We start from the raw sequence: 17,632 nt of genomic DNA, 5'->3' as shown, positions 1-17,632 counted from the left end.
CTGGCATACCGGGTCCGCGCCGGGATCAACCGATCGCCCCGTAGCGGCGCAACGCTTCCTGGCGCTCCTCACCGTGGTCGACGAGGGGCTCCGGATAGTCCTCGGTGCCCAGTTCGGGAACCCAGCGCCGGACGTAGTCCCCGGTCGGATCGAACTTCTTGCGCTGGGTGTCGGGATTGAACACGCGGAAGTACGGCGAGGCGTCGGTCCCGCTGCCGGCGGCCCACTGCCAGCCGTGCTGATTGCTGGCCACGTCGCCGTCGACCAACTGATCGAGGAACCAGCGCGCACCCCATTGCCACGGCAGGTGGAGGTCCTTGACCAGAAACGAGGCGGTGATCATGCGGACCCGGTTGTGCATGAAGCCGGTCTCGCGCAACTGCCGCATCCCGGCGTCGACGAGGGGGAAGCCGGTGCGGCCATCGCGCCAGGTGTCGAAGGCCCGTTCGGCCGCGGCGTCGCGGTCGACCTCGATGGCGTCGAACGCGGGATTGAAGTTCCACCAGGCGCTGCGCGGCCACGCGGCCAGCACCGCGGCGTAGAAGTCGCGGAAGGCCAGCTCCCGGAGATAGGCCTGCGGTCCCGGCTCCGAGGCGGCCAGATCGGCGGCCAGCGTGCGCGGGTGGATGGTGCCGAAGTGCAGATGGGCCGACATCCGGCTGGTCGCCTCGAGATCGGGACGGTCGCGCTGCTCGGCGTAGTCGGCCAGGTGGTCCTCGACGAAGCGCGCCCACCGGCGGCGCGCGGCCTGCTCCCCGGCGGGCAGCTCGAGGTCCACCCCGGGATCGGGGATGCCGTGGTTCTTCTCGCCGACCGCGGCCGGGTCGATCCAGCGCGCGGAGCCGGCGCCCGAGCGGGCCGGCGCGCGCCAGCCGTGGTCGAGCCAGCGCCGGTAGTACGGCGTGAAGACCTGGTAGGCGGTGTCGTCGGACTTGGTCACCCGCCCGGGCGCCACCAGATACGGCGACCCGGTGGCCTGCAGTGCGATGTCGCCGAGCGCGGCGCGGACCGCCTCGTCGCGGCGCAGGCTGAACGGGGTGTAGTCCGCCGAAACGTGCACCGACTCCGCGCCGATGGCCTTGGCCAGCGCGGGAATTCGGCTCTCCGCCCGACCTCGGGTGATCAGCAGGCGGCCGTCGAGGCGGTCGCGTAGCTCGCGCAGCGAGTCGTACAGGAACTGCAGCCGCCGCGGGCCCGCGTGCGCGGTGAGCCGCGGCTCCAGCACATGACAGGCCAGCACCTCGGCGTCGTCGGCGGCGGCCGCCAGCAGCGCCGGATGGTCGGCCAGCCGCAGGTCGCGGCGCAACCAGAGCAGGCGCTGCGTCATACGGCGCGCATCGCGCGGTAGGCCGCCCGGCCGATGACGTCGGCCAATTCGTCGGGGTCCCAGCTGGAGTTCGGGTCGAGCATGGTGCGCGCCGCGGTGTCGCACATCCCGAGGAACAATTTGGTCAGCACCGGCAGGACGCGGTCGATCTCGTCGACGCCCCAGCGTTCGAACAGCGGCCGCATGACCGTGGCGGTGTGGGCGATCAGTTGTCGGCGGCCCCGCGAGATCGCCTCGGCCAGCACCGGATCCGGGTCGCTGAGGAAGATGATCCGCCACGAGGCGGGGCGTTCGCGGACATCGCCGAGCAGCGAGCGGAAGCCCTGGACGAACATCTCCTCGATCGATCCGGTCTTCAGCGGCGGCAGGATCGAGGTGAGTCGGCTCAGCGCGACCTCCGATTCGCGCGCCAGCAGGGCGGCCAGCACCTCGCCGCGGCCCGGGTAGCAGTCGTAGACCACCGGGCGACTGACGCCCAGCCGGGCGGCGATGTTGCCCATCGTGACCTCGCCGAGTCCCTCCTCGGCGGCGATCTGCAGTGCGGCATCCAACACCTGTGGTCGGCGCCGCTGCGGTCCGAGGTGCTCGGCCCGTGCCCGGTCCCCGGCGTGCCCGGTGCTCACCCGACGGTGCCCAGGATGGGCTGCGACTCGATGATGCCCTCGTCGCTTGGGGCCTGACCGGCGCCGAACACCCGCTGGTGCTGCTTGGCCCGCAGCTCGCGATGCGCCTCGCGGGGCAGCTGGTAGCCGAGGCGGGCCTGGGCGGCGCGCGGGGTGGTGGTCACCGGGTTGCGGGCGGGCATCCGTTTCAGCACCCGGGCCGCGACCGGGACGGTGGTGGGGGACAGCAACTGCAGCAGGATCAACTGCAGCCGGGTGTTGAGGCTGACGGCGGCGAAGCCGGCCCGCAGCGGGAGCCGGGCCGCGGCGTCGAGCACCCGGGAGGTCGGCAGACCGGACATCTGGCGCATCCAGCGCGGCATGGTGGCCAGCGTGCCGCGCCGCAGGAACGCGGTGATGACCAAGGTCGCCGGCCGGAGCGCCAGCGGCATGTCCGGCAGCATCACCTCCGCGCGCAGCAGGTGGTTCATGGCCTGCCGGGCGATGTCGGAGCCGATCAGCTGCGGCCGCATGCGCTCGAAGTAGGCCTGCACACCGGCGCGGGTCCGCGGGACGTCGGCGGGGTCGCAGGTCTGCAGTTCGGCGGCCACCGCACAGTCGGCCCAGTACCGGAGCTCGTCGGCCTCCGACAGCGGCCCCGGACCGTAGGTCTCGTACGCCTTGAGGATCGAATGCCAGGCGGTCAGGTGGATCCACAGCTGCGAGTCCGGGTCGTTGGCGTCGTAGCGGGCGCCGGTGACCGGATCGGTACCGATGGCCTTGGAGTGGATCTTGACCAGGACGTCGGCGGCCTTTGCGGTCGACGCGCTGTCGTCGAACGCGACCATGGCGAAGTACCGCAGGGTGCGGTCGTAGCGGGTGCGCGGCCGGTTGTAGATCTCGTGGGTCTTGTCGACGGCGGCCACCAGGGCCGGGTCGAGTTCCTCGACGACGACGGCGCGCTGGAACCCGATCGTCAGCGAGGTCGGGTAGCTCCAGACCCGCCAGGTCACCGAGTCCGGCCCGAAGAACCCGTAGTCGTCGGCGGGGGTCAGCTCCGGTGCGGAGGTCAGGGCGGTGATCCAGTCCCGAAAAGTGCTCATGACAGAAGTTTCCTACAAAGTGTCGGATTTTCCAACACCTCGTAGGAAATTGCCGATGCGGCTTCTCGTCGGCGCAGGCGGCACAATGGATCCGTGACAGATGAGGGATCCGTCCCAGATGAGCGCCTCAAGGTCCTGATCCTCGGCAGCACCGGGTCGATCGGCACCCAGGCGTTGGAGGTGATCGCCGCCAACCCCGACCGATTCGAGGTCGTCGGGCTGGCCGCCGGGGGTGGCAACACCGACCTGCTGGCGGCCCAGCGCGCCCAGACCGGTGTGACGAACATCGCGGTGGCCGACGAGGCCGCCGCGGATCGACTTGGCGACGTGCGCTTCGCGGGGCCGGAGGCGGCCACCCGCATCGTCGAGGACACCGCCGCGACCACCGGCGTCGACGTCGTGCTCAACGCGCTGGTGGGTGCCCTGGGCCTGGCTCCCACGCTGGCCGCGCTCGAGAGCGGGGCCCGGCTGGCCCTGGCCAACAAGGAGTCGCTGGTGGCCGGCGGTCCGCTGGTGCTCGCCGCGGCCGCGCCCGGTCAGATCGTCCCGGTCGACTCCGAGCACTCCGCGCTGGCCCAGTGCCTGCGCTCGGGCCGCGCGCAGGAGGTCGCGAAGTTGGTGCTGACCGCCTCCGGCGGGCCGTTTCGCGGGTGGGCCGCCGCCGACCTGGAATCGGTGACCCCCGAGCAGGCCGGCGCGCATCCCACCTGGTCCATGGGGCCGATGAACACGCTGAACTCCGCGACGCTGGTCAACAAGGGCCTCGAACTCATCGAGACCCACCTGCTGTTCGGCATCGACTACGACGACATCGACGTGGTGGTGCATCCGCAGTCGATCGTGCATTCCATGGTCACGTTCACCGACGGTTCGACCATCGCCCAGGCCAGCCCGCCCGACATGAAGCTGCCCATCTCGTTGGCGCTGGGCTGGCCCGACCGGGTCGCCGGATCGGCCGCGGCCTGCGACTTCTCCACCGCGTCGACCTGGGAATTCGAGCCGCTGGACAACACCGTGTTCCCCGCCGTCGACCTGGCGCGCCAGGCCGGCAAGGCCGGCGGTTGCATGACCGCGGTGTACAACGCCGCCAACGAGGAGGCCGCCGAGGCGTTCCTGGCCGGGCGCGCCGGTTTTGCCGCCATCGTGCGAACTGTCAGTGACGTGCTGCACGCCTCGGAGCAATGGGCGGCCGCACCCGCTACCGTTGACGACGTACTCGACGCGCAGCGCTGGGCCCGGGAGCGTGCCCAAGTTTCGCTCTCACAGGAGGTTCTGCCCGCACGATGATGTACGCGATCGGCGTTGTGCTGTTCGCCCTGGCCATCCTGGTCTCGGTGGCGCTGCACGAATGCGGCCACATGTGGGTGGCGCGCGCCACCGGGATGAAGGTGCGGCGCTACTTCGTCGGCTTCGGTCCGACGCTGTGGTCGACCAAGCGGCCCAATCGGTTGGGGGAGACCGAGTACGGCGTCAAGGCCATCCCGTTGGGCGGCTTCTGCGACATCGCCGGGATGACCGCCGTCGACGAGATCGCCCCGGCCGACGAGCGCTATGCGATGTACAAGCAGAAGGTCTGGAAGCGGGTCGCGGTGCTGTTCGCCGGCCCGGGCATGAACTTCGCCCTGGGGCTGGTGATCATCTACGTCATCGCGCTCGTCTGGGGGCTGCCCAACCTGAGCCAGCCCACCACCGCCGTCGTCGGCCAAACCATCTGTGTCGCACCGCAAATCGGCCCGCAGGAGATGGGGGAGTGCTCCGGTTCGGGACCCGCGGCGATGGCCGGGATGCAGGCCGGCGACGAGGTGCTGAAGGTCGACGGCATCGAGGTCGCCACCTTCGCCGACATGGCCGAGGTGATCCGCGGCCTCGACGGCCCGGTGCCCATCGTGCTCAACCGCGACGGAGAAACCGTCGACGTCGTGGTCGATGTGATCCCCACGCAGCGCTACACCAGCGCCGACGCGCAGGAACCCAGCACCGTCGGGGCCATCGGCGTCAGCGCGCTCGAGCCCGATCCGTTCACGCAGTACAACCCGCTGACCGCGGTGCCCGGGACGTTCGCGTTCACCGGGGAACTCGCGGTGCACCTGGGCAAGGCACTGCTCAACATCCCCACCAAGGTGGGCGCGCTGGTGGAGGCCATCGGCGGGGCCGAACGCGACCAGGACACCCCGATCAGCGTGGTCGGCGCCTCCCGGATCGGCGGGGAGACCGTCCAGCACGGCATCTGGATGGCGTTCTGGTTCTTCCTGGCGCAACTCAACTTCGTGCTGGGCGTCATCAACCTGGTGCCGCTGCTGCCGTTCGACGGTGGGCACATCGCCGTGGCCACCTACGAGAAGATCCGCGACATGATCCGCAAGGCCCGCGGCAAGGTCGCCGCAGGTCCGGTCAACTACCTCAAGCTCATGCCGGCCACCTACGTAGTCTTGATAGTGGTGTCCGGGTACATGCTGCTGACCGTCACCGCCGACGTCATCAACCCGATCACCCTGTTCTAGAAAAGAAGGGGACATCTCATGTCCATCGGTCTGGGGATGCCTGCGCCGCCGGCCCCCGTCCTGGCCCCCCGCCGCAAGACCCGCCAGTTCATGGTCCGCGACGTCGGAGTGGGCAGTGACCACCCGATCTCCGTGCAGTCGATGTGCACCACCCGCACCCACGACGTCAACAGCACGCTGCAGCAGATCGCCGAACTGACCGCCTCGGGCTGCGACATCGTCCGGGTCGCCTGCCCGCGGCAGGAGGACGCCGACGCGCTGCCCGCGATCGCCCAGAAGTCGAAGATCCCGGTGATCGCCGACATCCACTTCCAGCCGAAGTACATCTTCGCCGCCATCGACGCCGGTTGCGCGGCGGTGCGGGTGAACCCCGGCAACATCAAGGAGTTCGACGGCCGCGTCGGCGAGGTGGCCAAGGCCGCCGGGGCCGCGGGCATCCCGATCCGGATCGGCGTCAACGCGGGCTCGCTGGACAAGCGCTTCATGGAGAAGTACGGCAAGGCCACCCCGGAGGCGCTGGTCGAGTCGGCGCTGTGGGAGGCCTCGCTGTTCGAGGAGCACGGCTTCGGCGACATCAAGATCAGCGTGAAGCACAACGACCCCGTGGTCATGGTCGAGGCCTACGAGCAGTTGGCCGCGCAGTGCGACTACCCGCTGCACCTGGGCGTCACCGAGGCGGGCCCGGCGTTCCAGGGCACCATCAAGTCCGCGGTGGCCTTCGGCGCGCTGCTGTCCCGGGGCATCGGCGACACCATCCGCGTCTCGCTGTCGGCGCCGCCGGTCGAAGAGGTCAAGGTCGGCAACCAGATCCTCGAATCGCTCAACCTGCGGCCGCGCGGCCTCGAGATCGTCTCCTGCCCCTCATGCGGCCGCGCGCAGGTGGACGTGTACTCGTTGGCCAACGAGGTCACCGCGGGTCTCGAGGGGATGGACGTGCCGTTGCGGGTGGCCGTGATGGGTTGCGTCGTCAACGGTCCCGGCGAGGCGCGCGAGGCCGACCTCGGCGTCGCGTCCGGCAACGGTAAGGGGCAGATCTTCGTCAAGGGCGAGGTGATCAAGACCGTGCCCGAGGCCAAGATCGTCGAGACGCTGATCGAGGAGGCGCTGCGGCTCGCCGAACTCGCCACGGCGGGCGGGGACACGGGAACTCCCAGCGGTCCGCCGGTGGTCACCGTAAGCTGATAGCGGTGCGGCCTGTTGGAGGGCCGCAGTCGTAGGAAGAGTGCCAATGTCGGCTCCGCCGCTCTTTCGCCTGGTCGACGAACGACAGGTGTCGGTGGTTCGTGACGCCGCGGCCGTGCGCCGGGTGCTCGACGCCGACCCGGTGGCCTCCTGCATGGTGGCCGCCCGGGTCGCCGACTACGGGGTGGATCCCACCGCGATCGGCGGCGAACTGTGGACCCGGCGCGCTGCCGAGGAGTCGCTGTGTTTCGCCGGGGCCAATCTGATTCCGTTGCGCGGCAGCGTCGAGGACATGCACGCGTTCGCCGAGAAGGCGATGAGTTCGGCGCGGCGCTGCTCGTCGCTGGTGGGCCCCGCCGAGTTGGTGCTGCCGATGTGGCAGCGCCTCGACGGGGCGTGGGGACCGGCGCGCGACGTGCGCGAGCAGCAGCCCCTGATGGCCCTGCGCACCGAACCGAGCACGCCGATCGATCCCGCGGTGCGGCGCGTGCGCATCGACGAACTCGACGCGTATCTGGTGGCCGCCATCGACATGTTCATCGGCGAGGTCGGCATCGACCCCCGGGTCGGCGACGGCGGCCGGGGCTACCGGCGCCGGATCGCGAGCCTGATCGCGGCGGGCCGGGCCTGGGCGCGCTTCGAGCACGGCGAGGTGGTCTTCAAGGCCGAGGTCGGCTCGCAGTCGCCCAGTGTCGGCCAGATCCAGGGCGTCTGGGTGCATCCCGACCGGCGCGGCCACGGCCTGGGCTCGGCGGGGACCGCGACGCTGGGTGCCGCGGTGGTGGCCGGCGGCCGGATCGCGAGCCTGTACGTCAACAGCTTCAACACCGTGGCGCGCGCGGCCTACGAGCGGGTGGGCTTCCAACAGGTCGGCACGTTCGCGACCGTGCTGCTCGACTGAGGCGGTGTCGCTACCCGGGGAAGGGTCGTCCCCGCTCTAACATCAGTCCCAATGGTCACAATTAGATCAACAGCAACACGCGCGGTGGCCGTCGCCGCGGCGGCGCTGCTCGTCGCGGCGCTGCCGTCCTGCACCCCACGCCCCGACGGCCCCGCACCCGCCGCCGAGGCGTTCTTCGCCAAGCTGGCCACCGGCGACACCAGCGGCGCGGCCGACCTGGCCGACCGCCCCGAGGAGGCCCGCACCGCGCTGAACGCGGCCTTCTCCGGTCTGCAGGCCAGCGGCCTGGACGCGCAGGTGCTCGGATCGCGCTTCACCGAGGACACCGGCGCGGTGGACTACCGCTACACCTGGCACCTGCCCAAGGACCGCACCTGGACCTACGACGGCGAACTGAACCTGGTCCGCAACGAGGGCACGTGGGAAGTCCGTTGGACCGCAACGGGTTTGCATCCGCGGCTGGGGGAGAACCAATCCCTGGAGCTGCGCGGCGACCCGCCGCGGCGGGCCTCGGTCAACGAGGTCGGCGGCACCGACGTCCTGGTCCCGGGCAACAAGTACCGCTACGCGATCGACGCCCGGGAGGCCGGCGTCGCGCTGATGCCCACCGCGCGCGCCGTCGTCGATGCCCTGCGCCCGTTCGACGACACCCTGGACCCGCAGCGGCTGGCCGAACGCGCCAGCGCGCTGGGCACCCCCATGCAACTGGTCACCTTGAGCCGCGACGACCACGACCGCGTCGCGCCCGCGATCGCGCACCTGCCCGGCGTGGTGGTGACCCCGCTGGCCGACCTGCTGCCCACCGACCCGACCTTCGCCCCGGCGATCGTCAACGAGATCAAGAAGACCGTCATCGACGACCTCGACGGTGAGGCCGGCTGGCGGGTGGTCAGCGTCAACCAGAACGGCGTCGACGTCCGCGTGCTCGAGGAGGTCTCGGCCGAACCGGCCCCCTCGGTGTCGATCACGCTGGATCGCGCGGTGCAGAACGCCGCCCAGAACGCCGTCAACGGCCAGGGCCGCAAGGCGATGATGGTGGTCATCCGCCCATCCACTGGCGACATCCTGGCCGTGGCCCAGAACGCCGCCGCCGACCGCGACGGGCCCACGGCGACCATGGGCATGTACCCGCCGGGGTCGACGTTCAAGATCGTCACCGCCGGCGCGGCCATCCAGCGCGACATGGCCACCCCGAACACCCTGCTCGGCTGCCCGGGCACCATCGACATCGGGCACCGCACCGTGCCGAACTACAACCGGTTCGACCTCGGCACCGTCCCGCTGTCCAAGGCCTTCGCCAACTCGTGTAACACCACCTTCGCGGAGCTGGCCAGCCGGATGCCGCCGCGCGCGCTCACCCACGCCGCCGCGCAGTTCGGCATCGGCCCGGACTACATGATCGACGGCATCATGACGTTGTCGGGCTCCGTGCCGCCCACGGTCGACCTGGCCGAACGCACCGAGGACGGCTTCGGTCAGGGCAAGGTGCTGGCCAGCCCGTTCGGCATGGCCATGGCCGCCGCGACGGTCGCGGCCGGCGTCGCGCCGGTGCCACGGCTGATCATGGGCCGCGAGACCGAGATCATCGGCGAACGCCCGCCGGTGGGCCCCGAGCAGCTCGAGGGGCTGCGGTCGATGATGCGCATGGTCGTCACCAACGGCACCGCCAAGGAACTAGGCGGCTACGGCGACGTGCGCGGCAAGACCGGTGAGGCGGAGTTCGAGGGCGGTTCGCACGCCTGGTTCGCCGGCTACCGCGGCGACATGGCGTTCGCGGCGCTGATCGTCGGCGGCGGCAGCTCGGAGTACGCGGTGCGGATGACCAAGCAGATGTTCGACAGCATGCCCGACGGCTACTTGACCTGACCCGGCCGTGGCGGCCCGTAAACTGGCAACCGTCATGACCGGAATCGACCAGCAACCCGTCCCGATGCGCATCTCCGACGCCGATCGCAACGGCACCCTGCGCCGGCTGCACAACGCCGTCGCGCTGGGCCTGATCGACATCGAGGAGTTCGAGGAACGCTCCGCGCAGGTCTCGGTGGCCCGGCTGCGCAGCGAACTCGACGTGCTGGTCGACGACCTGCCCGGGCCCGGCGCGATCGTCACCTCGGCCACCGACCGCGTCGAGTTGCGCGGCGTGATGGGCTCGCTGAAGCGGCACGGCGAATGGGCCGTGCCCACCCGGCTGGCGCTGGTCCGGCGGATGGGCACGGTGAACCTGGACCTGACCCGCGCGCGGTTCGCCGGCCCAATCGTGGTCATCGAACTGGATCTGAAGTTCAGCTCGCTGGACCTGCGGCTGCCCGAGGGCGCGTCGGCCTCCATCGACGACGTCGAGGTCATCGTCGGCAGCGCGAACGACTACCGCACCGACGCCCCCGGCGAGGGCCGCCCGCACGTCGTGCTCAGCGGCAAGGTGGTGTGGGGTTCGGTGGACATCCGCGGTCCGCGCACCCGGTGGCGCCTGCGGCGCGGGGCGCGCTGACGCTCACCGCCGATCCAGCACCGCGAAGCTCAGCGTGGACCGGGCGGCCAGGCGCTCGCGCGCCACGTCCGTGACGTCGACCCCGGTCACGATCAACCGCCGTCCGGCGCGCACGATCGTCGCCTCGGCGCGGGCCGGACCCTGGACCACCGGGGCCAGATAGTGGATGTTGAGGTCGGCGGTGGTGACGTCCTGGTCGGCGCCGACATGGCGACCGGCGAGCACGCCGCCGGCGATGTCGATCAGGGTGGCGATCAGGCCGCCCTGCAGCGCGCCCCGGACGTTGACCAGATCCGGCCGATTGTCCAGCTCCATCACCACCCGCTCGTCGGTTTCCACCACGGTGCGGTAGTCGAGCAGGTGGAGCAGATGCACAGTCTCGGTCACGCGCCAACGCTAGCAGCGTTCTCGTTGCCGGAGATTGCCACTCTCGCGGCGGCAACCCGGTCGCGGCCCGACTACCCTCTGGGTATGTCTGTTCGCGCTGCCCTCCGTGCCGGCGAGGTCTCGCCGACCCTGCCCGTGCCCAAGTCGATCCCGCGTCCCGAATATGCCTGGCAGCCGACGGTGCAGGAAGGCACCGAACCGTGGGTGCAGACCCCCGAGGTGATCGAGAAGATGCGGGTCGCCGGCAAGATCGCGGCCGGCGCGCTGGCCGAGGCCGGCAAAGCCGTTGCCCCCGGGGTGACCACCGATCACCTCGACCGCATCGCCCACGACTTCATGCTCGATCACGGCGCCTATCCCTCCACGCTGGGATACAAGGGCTTCCCGAAGTCGTGCTGCACCTCGCTCAACGAGGTCATCTGCCACGGCATCCCGGACTCGACGGTCATCGAGGACGGCGACATCGTCAACATCGACGTCACGGCCTACCGCGACGGGGTGCACGGCGACACCAACGCCACCTTCCTGGCCGGTGACGTCGCCGAGGAGCACCGCCTGCTGGTCGAGCGGACCCACGAGGCGACCATGCGGGCCATCAAGGCGGTCAAGCCCGGCCGGCAGCTGTCGGTGGTCGGCCGCGTGATCGAGGCGTATGCAAACCGGTTCGGCTACAACGTGGTTCGGGACTTCACCGGTCACGGGATCGGCACCACGTTCCACAACGGCCTGGTGGTGCTGCACTACGACCAGCCCGCGGTGGAGACCGTGATCGAGCCCGGCATGACGTTCACCATCGAGCCGATGATCAACCTGGGCTCGCTGGACTACGAGATCTGGGACGACGGCTGGACGGTGGCCACCAAGGACCGCAAGTGGACCGCCCAGTTCGAGCACACCCTGGTGGTCACCGACGACGGCGCCGAAATCCTGACCCTCCCGTGAGGGCGATCCCGGCGGTGCTCGCGGCGGTGCTGGTGGCCGCGTGCGCCCCGGTGCTCGACGGCACCCCCACCTGGCCCGGGGCGAAGCTGGACCGGGCCATCCTGACCGAGGCGGACTTCCCGACCGGCGTGCGGTACTCGAGGCTCGTCGAGGACCCGGGCCGCGCCGACGGCGCCGACTCGCCGCCCTCGATGGTCAGCATGCCGCCGGGGTGCTCGGACGGGCTGACCAAGGTGATCGCGGGCTCCGCCGAGCGCGGGCCGGGCAGCGCCGCGAAGTACGACGCCGTCTACGACGGCGCCCGCATCGCCATGACGGTGCTGTCCTGGCCGTTGGATTTGCCGGCACTCGAGCGGACCGCGGACCGCTGCACCACTTTCGAGGTGTTCTTCGACGACTCCTCGCCCGGGATCCCGATGACCACCACCCGGCTGACGGCCGACGAGCAGGACGGGGTCGATGCGCTGTTCTACCAGCAGACCATGACCCTGGCCGGCGAGGAGAGCAGCGTGTACATGGCCTTCGCCAACGTCGGCTCGATGGCCACCTTCGGCCTGGTGACCGCGGAGCCGAACACCGGGGTCACGGTGAAAGCGTCACTGCCGCAGACCTTTCTGGACGTGATGGCCTTGCAGATCGAGCGGCTCCGTGAGCTCTGAGGCCGGGCCCGCGGCGCGGGCAAAGCCGACAAAACCGGCACCGGCCGAGGAGAGCGCCCTGTACGGTGGCCGAATGCCTCCGACGACGATGACCGTCGACGGCTTCCCGATCCCGGTCGATGTCTCAGGGCCGGAAACGGGGCCGGTCGTGGTCCTGCTCGGCGCCGCCCAACAGGCGACCGCCGCGTACGAGGGTGTGTGCCAACGATTGCACAACGCCTCGCTGCGCACCGTGGTCATCGGCCTCGATCCGCGGCTGCGGTCCGATTCGGTGCTCGGCATCCTCGACTGGCTGGAGGTGCCGTGGGCCGTGCTGGTCGGCGACCGCGCGGGTGCGGACCTGGCGTGGGACCTGGCTGCGCGCCGACTCGACCGGTTCACCGCGCTCGTCGTCGTCGATCGGGGGCACCCGCGCGCCGCGGATGCCGACGGGCAGGTCCGGGACGCGGACTGCCCGCCCGTCGAGATCAACACCACGGCTCTGGTGAGCACCGCGGCCACGCGTGCGGTCGCCGTGGCCAGCCAGCAGTTCGTGTTCGGGGACTTTCGGGTGGTCGACCTGCTCGGGCGCCGCAACGCCGCGGAGTCGACGGCCCAGCTGGCCAGCGAGATCGTGTTGCGCACCAGCACCTGGTGAGCGCCGGGCGGCTATTCGGGGACGGTCGCCGCGGTCCAGGCCTGGGGGAGTCCGGGGTGGCCCGGGAACAGGAAGTCGACGAAGGCCGCGGCGGTGGGCTGCGGCTCGTGGTTGGCCAGCCCGGGACGCTCGTTGGCCTCGACGAACACGTACTCGTCGCGGGTGACGTCGGGGACCAGCAGGTCGATCCCGGTCACCGGGATGCCGATGGCCGCAGCCGCGGTGACGGCCACCCGGCACAGCTCGGGATTGACCTGATCGGTGACGTCGTGAATTGTCCCGCCCTGGTGCAGGTTGGCCATCCGGCGGACCCGGAGTTGGGTGCCCTCGGGCAGCACGTCGTCGAAGGACCAGCCGGCCTCGGCGACGGTGTCCTTGGTGATTGCGTCGATGGGGATGCGGGATTCGCCGCCGGTGGCCGCCGCGCGCCGGCGGCTCTGGGCCTCGATGAGCTCGGCCACGGTGTGGGTGCCGGTGCCGGTGATCTCGGCGGGCTTGCGCAGCGCCGCCGCGACCACCTTGCCGTCGATCACCACCAGTCGCAGGTCGTCGCCGGTGGCGCGCTGCTCGATGAGCACCTCGGGGTGCTGTTCGCGGGCGCGGGCCAGCGCGGCGTCCAGTGCCTCGTCGCTGCTGATGCCCACCGTGATGCCCTTGCCCTGCTCGCCGCGGGTGGGCTTGACCACCACATCGCCCACGTCGGCCAGGAAGGCGTGGTCGGCCTCGTCGAAGGTGGCCAGCCGTCCGCGCGGCACCACCACGCCGGCCTCGCCGACGATGCGCCGGGTCAGCCGCTTGTCGTCGCAGCGGCTCATCGCCACCGCGGAGGTGAACTCCGACAGCGATTCCCGGGTGATCACGCTGCGCCCGCCGTGGGTCAGCAGCATCTCGCCGGTCTCGGCGTCGAGCACCTCGACGCGGATGCCGCGGCGCATCGCCTCGTCGGCGATGATGCGGGCATACGGGTTGAGGTCGTCGACGGTCTCCGGGATGGGCGTGAACAGCGGCTCGTTGATCGCGTTCTTGCGCTTCACCGCCAGGACCGGGACCCGGGTGAAGCCCAACTTCTCGTAGAGGGCGATCGCGGCCGAATTATCGTGCGCCACCGATAGATCCATGTAGGAGCGGCCGCGTTCGCGGAACAGCGCCGCCAGCGCCTCGGTGAGCGCGGCGCCGATGCCGGGCAGCCCCGCGGTCGGGTCGACGGCCAGGGTCCACAGGCTTGAACCGTCCTCCGGGTCGGCGAACAGTCGCCGGTGGTCGACGCCGGTGACGGTGCCCACGATGGTGTCGTCGTCGCGCACCGCCACGAGGTAGTCGACCGCATCGGCATGGAGGTGGTTGTCCCAGATCACGTCGGTGGGGGCGGGCACCATGCCGCAGCGCACGAAGACGCGGTTGATCTCGTCGGCCTCCGCCGGGGACTGCAGCGCGCGGATGGTGAAGCCGTGGTGTGCCCGGGGTTCGTCGTGCGGTTCGGAGAAGCGCAGGCGGTAGGTGTGGCTGGGATCGATGAACAGTTCGTTGGGTGCCCGGGAGATCAGCACGTGCGATTCCCGGGCGTAGATGCAGATGTCGCGGCGGCCGGGGCGCTCGTGGGCCAGGGTGTCGGCGAGCACCCCCGGTTCGGCGAAGGTCTGGCCGAAAATCAGTCGGCCCCAACCCAGCTCGAGCACCACGTCGGAGGCCATCGCGTCCACCAGGTGCTGCGGGGAGGCGTCGTGCAGGCCCAACGTGATGGGTTCGCGGGCGGGGTCGCCGGGCGTGGTGGGCTCGACGGCGTTCATCGTCACGCGGCCGGTCCGCTGATGCCGTGGCGCTGCAACCAGAGTTCGAGCAGCGCGATCTGCCACAGTTCGTTGCCGCGCAGCGGCGTCAGCCGGCCGTTGGGGTCGGCCAGCAGGCGGTCCACGGCGTCCTGGGCGAACAGGCCGCGTTCCTTGGCGGCCGGGGCGTAGAGGGCATCGCGGACCATGTCCAGGTACGGACCCTCCAGGTGGGTCAGCGCCGGCACCGGGAAGTAGCCCTTCGGCCGGTCGATGACCTCGGACGGGATCACCTGGCGGGCGGCCTGTTTCAGCACGCCCTTGCCGTCATGGGCGGTCTTGAGCTCCGGCGGGCAACTCGCGGCCAGTTCCACCAGCTCGTGATCGAGGAACGGCACGCGACCCTCCAGGCCCCACGCCATGGTCATGTTGTCGACCCGCTTGACCGGGTCGTCGACCAGCATCACGGTGGTGTCCAGCCGCAGCGCGCGGTCCACGCCGGTCTCCGCACCCGCGCGGGCGAAATGCTCGGTGACGTAACGGCCGCTGGGGTCGTCGGCCGACACGACGTCGCCGGGCACGCCGCCCACCAACCGGTCCATCGCCGCCTGGTCGCGATCGAAGAACGCGCCGCGGTAACTGGTCACCGCGCCGTCGAGGGTGGCCGCCGACGGGTCGGCCATCGGCGGGTACCAGTGGTAGCCGGCGAACACCTCGTCGGCGCCCTGCCCGGACTGCACCACCTTGACGTGCTTGGACACCTCCTGGCTGAGCAGATAGAACGCCACGCAGTCGTGACTGACCATCGGCTCGCTCATCGCCCCGATGGCGCCGTCGAGGGCGGGCAGCATGCGTTCGGTGTTGATCCGGATCTGATGGTGGTCGGTGCGGAACCGCTTCGCGATGATGTCCGACCACTTGAACTCGTCGCCGGCCACGCCGCCGACGGATTCGAAACCGATGGAGAACGTCTGCAGCCCGGTCTGCCCGGCCTCCGACAGCAGGCCGACGATCAGGCTGGAGTCCACGCCGCCGGACAGCAGGCAGCCGACCGGGACGTCGGCGACCAGGCGACGCTCCACCGCGCGGCGCAGCGAATCCAACACCGCGTCTTCCCAGTCCTTTTCGGTCCAGTCGGAGCGGTCGTCGTGGCGGGTGAAGTCCGGGGTCCAGTAGGTGGCGGTGGTGCGGGTGCCGTCCGGCTCGATGGCCAGCAGGGTCGCCGGCGGGACCTTGCTGACCCCGCGCAGGATGGTCAGCGGCGGCGGCACCACGGAGTGGAAGCTCAGGTAGTGGTGCAGCGCGACGGGATCGATGCGGGTGTCGACGCCACCGCCGGCCAGCAGCGCCGGCAGCGAGGACGCGAACCGCAGCCGCCGGGAGTCCTCGGTGACATACAGCGGTTTGATGCCCAGGCGGTCGCGGCCGAGCAGCACGCGGCCGCTGTCGCGCTCGACGATGGCGAAGGCGAACATGCCGTGCAGGCGTTCGACGAAGCGGTCGCCCCAGTGGTGGTAGGCCTTGAGCAACACCTCGGTGTCGCTGTGCGAGAAGAAGCGGTAGCCGACGGAGATGAGCTCGTCGCGCAGTTGCTTGTAGTTGTAGATGCAGCCGTTCCAGGCGATCGCCAGGCCCAGGTCGGAATCGATCATCGGCTGGGCGCCGGCCTCGGAGAGGTCGATGATCTTCAGGCGTCGATGCCCCAGCGCGACGCGCCCCTGGGACCACACGCCCGTACCGTCGGGACCCCGGGGCACCATCACGGCGGCCATGGCGGCGACGGCTGCCACGTCAGGTGTCCTGCCGTCGAGTCTGACCTCACCGGTCGCTCCACACATCGGTTCGACCCTACCCCGATCCGCTTGTTTCTCCAGTTTTGCGTGCGCTCACCAGCCGGTTGGGACCGCTGATGCTGGTGATGTTTACCCGGGAAGTCGGGGTTCAAACCGCTTCCCGACCGGGTGCCGGGAGATGCTCGTCACATCGGGTTGGCGCGATGAAAATGGGCGCGCCGATCCTCGGGCTGATCGCCGCCGCGCACGCCGAGGACGGGGTCATCGAGGCCGTCGAGGTGCTGTGGCACCCGGAAGAACGGCTCGACGATCTGCGGTTGTTCGCCGCGGTGGTCGAGGCGGCCCGGGCGCGCGCAGTCCTGGATTAGATTGGTCACGACCATGGAACACGAGCACGAACACGAATCGGGACCGCCGCAGGTGCTGCTGGCGACCTCGGCGTTGGCCGATGTGGACATCGCCGGCTGGACGCAGCGCTTCGACCTGCTCTCCGATCCCGGCCGCCTCGAGATCCTGTTGGGCCTGCACCGCGCCCCGGGGATCTGCGTGGGTGACCTGGCCAACGCGTTGAACCGCTCGGAGAACGCCGTGTCGCAGGCGCTGCGCGTGCTGCGCCAGCAGGGCTGGGTGACCTCGACCCGGATCGGCCGGCAGGTCAGCTATCGCCTCGAGGACCCGACCGTGCACGACCTACTGCACTGGATCGGCGCGGCGCACGGTTGAGCCGCCTCAGGCGTGCTGGTGGGCGTGGTCCTCGACGAGGTCGCTCTGGTGGGCGTGCCGGTGCGTGTGCGCCTGACCGTCGTGAGTGTGGCTGTGCTCGTGCTCCACGTGCTCGTGATCGTGGCTGGTGTGCGCGTGGCTGTGTGAGTCCGGCCCATGGGTGTGGGCGTGCGCGTGCGGTTCGGCGTGGGTGTGTGGCTCGGACATGTCGGCTCTTTCCGTGGTGGGGCGCGATCAGGCCGGATCGCCCGGTAACGCGCGCATCGCGGGGTCGTGGCGGTGATGGCCCGGGATTCCCGGACCGGCGTGCTCGGCGTTGAAGACCGCGTCGACCACGAGTTGCCGCACGTGGTCGTTCTCGAGTCGGTAGATCACCTGGGTCCCCTCCCTGCGGGTCCGCACGAGGCGGGCCATCCGCAGCTTGGCCAGGTGTTGGGACACCGACGGCGCGGGCTTGCCGACGTGATCGGAGAAGTCGTTGACCGACCGCTCGCCACGCGTGAGCGCCCAGAGGATCTGGATGCGGGTGGGGTCGGCGAGCATGCGGAACACCTCGACGATGAGGCTGGCCTCGGTCGTCGGGTAGTAGGGGATTTCGGTGCGTCTGGTGGCGATCACCGC

At 70.4% G+C, this 17,632-nt stretch carries 18 protein-coding genes and 1 pseudogene; 11 read left to right on the top strand and 8 right to left on the bottom strand.

All coding sequences use genetic code 11. From position 1 onward, the window contains the following. Positions 1–25: 25 nt before the first annotated feature. Genes EL338_RS14900 through EL338_RS14890 form a run of 3 tightly spaced genes read right to left on the bottom strand, consistent with a single transcriptional unit; the run spans position 26 to position 3,032 of the window. Positions 26–1,327, bottom strand: a complete 1,302-nt coding sequence (locus EL338_RS14900; protein WP_126334460.1) for a cryptochrome/photolyase family protein — start codon at positions 1,325–1,327, stop codon at positions 26–28. Further along, complete coding sequence (locus EL338_RS14895; protein WP_235666153.1) at positions 1,324–1,950, bottom strand: TetR/AcrR family transcriptional regulator; 627 nt, start codon at positions 1,948–1,950, stop codon at positions 1,324–1,326. Before EL338_RS14895 ends, EL338_RS14900 begins: the two co-directional genes overlap by 4 nt. Beyond that, on the bottom strand, positions 1,947–3,032 hold the full coding sequence (locus EL338_RS14890; protein WP_126334459.1) for an oxygenase MpaB family protein: 1,086 nt from the start codon (positions 3,030–3,032) through the stop codon (positions 1,947–1,949). Before EL338_RS14890 ends, EL338_RS14895 begins: the two co-directional genes overlap by 4 nt. Before the next feature lie 93 nt (positions 3,033–3,125). Between EL338_RS14890 and dxr the strand changes: the two genes are divergently transcribed. From dxr to EL338_RS14860, 6 genes are read left to right on the top strand one after another with little or no spacing between them, the layout of a single operon-like run. Further along, positions 3,126–4,319 (top strand): 1-deoxy-D-xylulose-5-phosphate reductoisomerase, encoded by a 1,194-nt coding sequence (dxr, locus tag EL338_RS14885; protein WP_126334458.1) that lies wholly within the window; start codon positions 3,126–3,128, stop codon positions 4,317–4,319. Then, entirely contained in the window at positions 4,316–5,533 is a 1,218-nt protein-coding gene (locus EL338_RS14880; protein WP_126334457.1) for a M50 family metallopeptidase, read from the top strand. Before dxr ends, EL338_RS14880 begins: the two co-directional genes overlap by 4 nt. A gap of 18 nt (positions 5,534–5,551) precedes the next feature. Then, the gene (gene ispG, locus EL338_RS14875) at positions 5,552–6,715 is read left to right on the top strand and encodes a flavodoxin-dependent (E)-4-hydroxy-3-methylbut-2-enyl-diphosphate synthase (protein WP_126334456.1); all 1,164 of its coding nucleotides are present in this window, start codon (positions 5,552–5,554) and stop codon (positions 6,713–6,715) included. A gap of 46 nt (positions 6,716–6,761) precedes the next feature. Beyond that, positions 6,762–7,616, top strand: coding sequence for a GNAT family N-acetyltransferase (locus tag EL338_RS14870; protein WP_126334455.1), 855 nt, complete (start codon positions 6,762–6,764; stop codon positions 7,614–7,616). A gap of 51 nt (positions 7,617–7,667) precedes the next feature. Continuing rightward, positions 7,668–9,482: a penicillin-binding transpeptidase domain-containing protein gene (locus EL338_RS14865; protein WP_126334454.1), complete on the top strand. Its 1,815-nt coding sequence runs from the start codon at positions 7,668–7,670 to the stop codon at positions 9,480–9,482. A 34-nt stretch (positions 9,483–9,516) separates the two neighbouring features. Then, complete coding sequence (locus EL338_RS14860) at positions 9,517–10,104, top strand: DUF1707 SHOCT-like domain-containing protein (protein WP_126334453.1); 588 nt, start codon at positions 9,517–9,519, stop codon at positions 10,102–10,104. Between the two features lie 3 nt (positions 10,105–10,107). On the opposite strand, the gene EL338_RS14855 is transcribed toward EL338_RS14860, so the two are convergent. Beyond that, positions 10,108–10,419 carry a PaaI family thioesterase gene (locus EL338_RS14855; RefSeq protein ID WP_235666528.1) on the bottom strand — a complete coding sequence of 104 codons (312 nt, stop codon included), beginning with the start codon at positions 10,417–10,419 and terminating at the stop codon, positions 10,108–10,110. 156 nt (positions 10,420–10,575) lie between these two features. On the opposite strand from EL338_RS14855, the gene map reads away from it, so the two are divergent. The 3 genes from map to EL338_RS14840 all read left to right on the top strand — a co-directional run bounded on the left by map (position 10,576) and on the right by EL338_RS14840 (position 12,729). Then, positions 10,576–11,433, top strand: a complete 858-nt coding sequence (gene map, locus EL338_RS14850) for a type I methionyl aminopeptidase (RefSeq protein WP_126334452.1) — start codon at positions 10,576–10,578, stop codon at positions 11,431–11,433. Further along, the gene (locus EL338_RS14845) at positions 11,430–12,092 is read left to right on the top strand and encodes a hypothetical protein (RefSeq protein WP_163792181.1); all 663 of its coding nucleotides are present in this window, start codon (positions 11,430–11,432) and stop codon (positions 12,090–12,092) included. The genes map and EL338_RS14845 overlap by 4 nt, the downstream gene beginning before the upstream one ends. Positions 12,093–12,165: 73 nt before the next feature. Next, on the top strand, positions 12,166–12,729 hold the full coding sequence (locus EL338_RS14840; RefSeq protein WP_126334451.1) for an alpha/beta fold hydrolase: 564 nt from the start codon (positions 12,166–12,168) through the stop codon (positions 12,727–12,729). Positions 12,730–12,740: 11 nt separating this feature from the next. Here the strand turns inward: EL338_RS14840 and ngg are convergent, their stop codons facing one another. Both ngg and EL338_RS14830 read right to left on the bottom strand, forming a co-directional pair. Beyond that, positions 12,741–14,516 (bottom strand): N-acetylglutaminylglutamine synthetase, encoded by a 1,776-nt coding sequence (gene ngg, locus EL338_RS14835; RefSeq protein WP_126336875.1) that lies wholly within the window; start codon positions 14,514–14,516, stop codon positions 12,741–12,743. Between the two features lie 2 nt (positions 14,517–14,518). Next, positions 14,519–16,333, bottom strand: a complete 1,815-nt coding sequence (locus EL338_RS14830) for an N-acetylglutaminylglutamine amidotransferase (RefSeq protein ID WP_126334450.1) — start codon at positions 16,331–16,333, stop codon at positions 14,519–14,521. 182 nt (positions 16,334–16,515) lie between these two features. Here EL338_RS14830 and EL338_RS14825 point away from each other — a divergent pair. Both EL338_RS14825 and EL338_RS14820 read left to right on the top strand, forming a co-directional pair. After that, positions 16,516–16,656 (top strand): annotated as a pseudogene (locus EL338_RS14825) (gamma-glutamyl-gamma-aminobutyrate hydrolase family protein); the annotation flags it as partial. 13 nt (positions 16,657–16,669) lie between these two features. Continuing rightward, the gene (locus EL338_RS14820) at positions 16,670–17,011 is read left to right on the top strand and encodes an ArsR/SmtB family transcription factor (protein ID WP_126334449.1); all 342 of its coding nucleotides are present in this window, start codon (positions 16,670–16,672) and stop codon (positions 17,009–17,011) included. 6 nt (positions 17,012–17,017) lie between these two features. Here EL338_RS14820 and EL338_RS14815 read toward each other — a convergent pair whose 3' ends face one another. Both EL338_RS14815 and EL338_RS14810 read right to left on the bottom strand, forming a co-directional pair. After that, positions 17,018–17,218: a zinc transporter Slc39a7 gene (locus EL338_RS14815; protein ID WP_126334448.1), complete on the bottom strand. Its 201-nt coding sequence runs from the start codon at positions 17,216–17,218 to the stop codon at positions 17,018–17,020. A 27-nt stretch (positions 17,219–17,245) separates the two neighbouring features. Next, on the bottom strand, positions 17,246–17,554 hold the full coding sequence (locus EL338_RS14810) for an ArsR/SmtB family transcription factor (protein WP_145965905.1): 309 nt from the start codon (positions 17,552–17,554) through the stop codon (positions 17,246–17,248). Positions 17,555–17,632 lie beyond the last annotated feature (78 nt).

The sequence above is a fragment of the Mycolicibacterium chitae genome (assembly GCF_900637205.1).
Lineage (GTDB): Bacteria > Actinomycetota > Actinomycetes > Mycobacteriales > Mycobacteriaceae > Mycobacterium > Mycobacterium chitae.
Note: the sequence above shows the minus strand (reverse complement) of the source record. Positions and strands in the feature narration are given on the sequence as shown.

Coding starts and splice junctions, on each gene's coding strand:
- EL338_RS14900 (WP_126334460.1), bottom strand. CDS start 1,327: ATGACGCAGCGCCTGCTCTGGTTGCGCCGCGACCTGCGGCTGGCCGAC.
- EL338_RS14890 (WP_126334459.1), bottom strand. CDS start 3,032: ATGAGCACTTTTCGGGACTGGATCACCGCCCTGACCTCCGCACCGGAG.
- EL338_RS14880 (WP_126334457.1), top strand. CDS start 4,316: ATGATGTACGCGATCGGCGTTGTGCTGTTCGCCCTGGCCATCCTGGTC.
- ispG (WP_126334456.1), top strand. CDS start 5,552: ATGTCCATCGGTCTGGGGATGCCTGCGCCGCCGGCCCCCGTCCTGGCC.
- EL338_RS14870 (WP_126334455.1), top strand. CDS start 6,762: ATGTCGGCTCCGCCGCTCTTTCGCCTGGTCGACGAACGACAGGTGTCG.
- EL338_RS14865 (WP_126334454.1), top strand. CDS start 7,668: ATGGTCACAATTAGATCAACAGCAACACGCGCGGTGGCCGTCGCCGCG.
- EL338_RS14860 (WP_126334453.1), top strand. CDS start 9,517: ATGACCGGAATCGACCAGCAACCCGTCCCGATGCGCATCTCCGACGCC.
- EL338_RS14855 (WP_235666528.1), bottom strand. CDS start 10,419: ATGGAGCTGGACAATCGGCCGGATCTGGTCAACGTCCGGGGCGCGCTG.
- map (WP_126334452.1), top strand. CDS start 10,576: ATGTCTGTTCGCGCTGCCCTCCGTGCCGGCGAGGTCTCGCCGACCCTG.
- EL338_RS14840 (WP_126334451.1), top strand. CDS start 12,166: ATGCCTCCGACGACGATGACCGTCGACGGCTTCCCGATCCCGGTCGAT.
- ngg (WP_126336875.1), bottom strand. CDS start 14,516: ATGAACGCCGTCGAGCCCACCACGCCCGGCGACCCCGCCCGCGAACCC.
- EL338_RS14830 (WP_126334450.1), bottom strand. CDS start 16,333: ATGTGTGGAGCGACCGGTGAGGTCAGACTCGACGGCAGGACACCTGAC.
- EL338_RS14820 (WP_126334449.1), top strand. CDS start 16,670: ATGGAACACGAGCACGAACACGAATCGGGACCGCCGCAGGTGCTGCTG.
- EL338_RS14815 (WP_126334448.1), bottom strand. CDS start 17,218: ATGTCCGAGCCACACACCCACGCCGAACCGCACGCGCACGCCCACACC.
- EL338_RS14810 (WP_145965905.1), bottom strand. CDS start 17,554: ATGCTCGCCGACCCCACCCGCATCCAGATCCTCTGGGCGCTCACGCGT.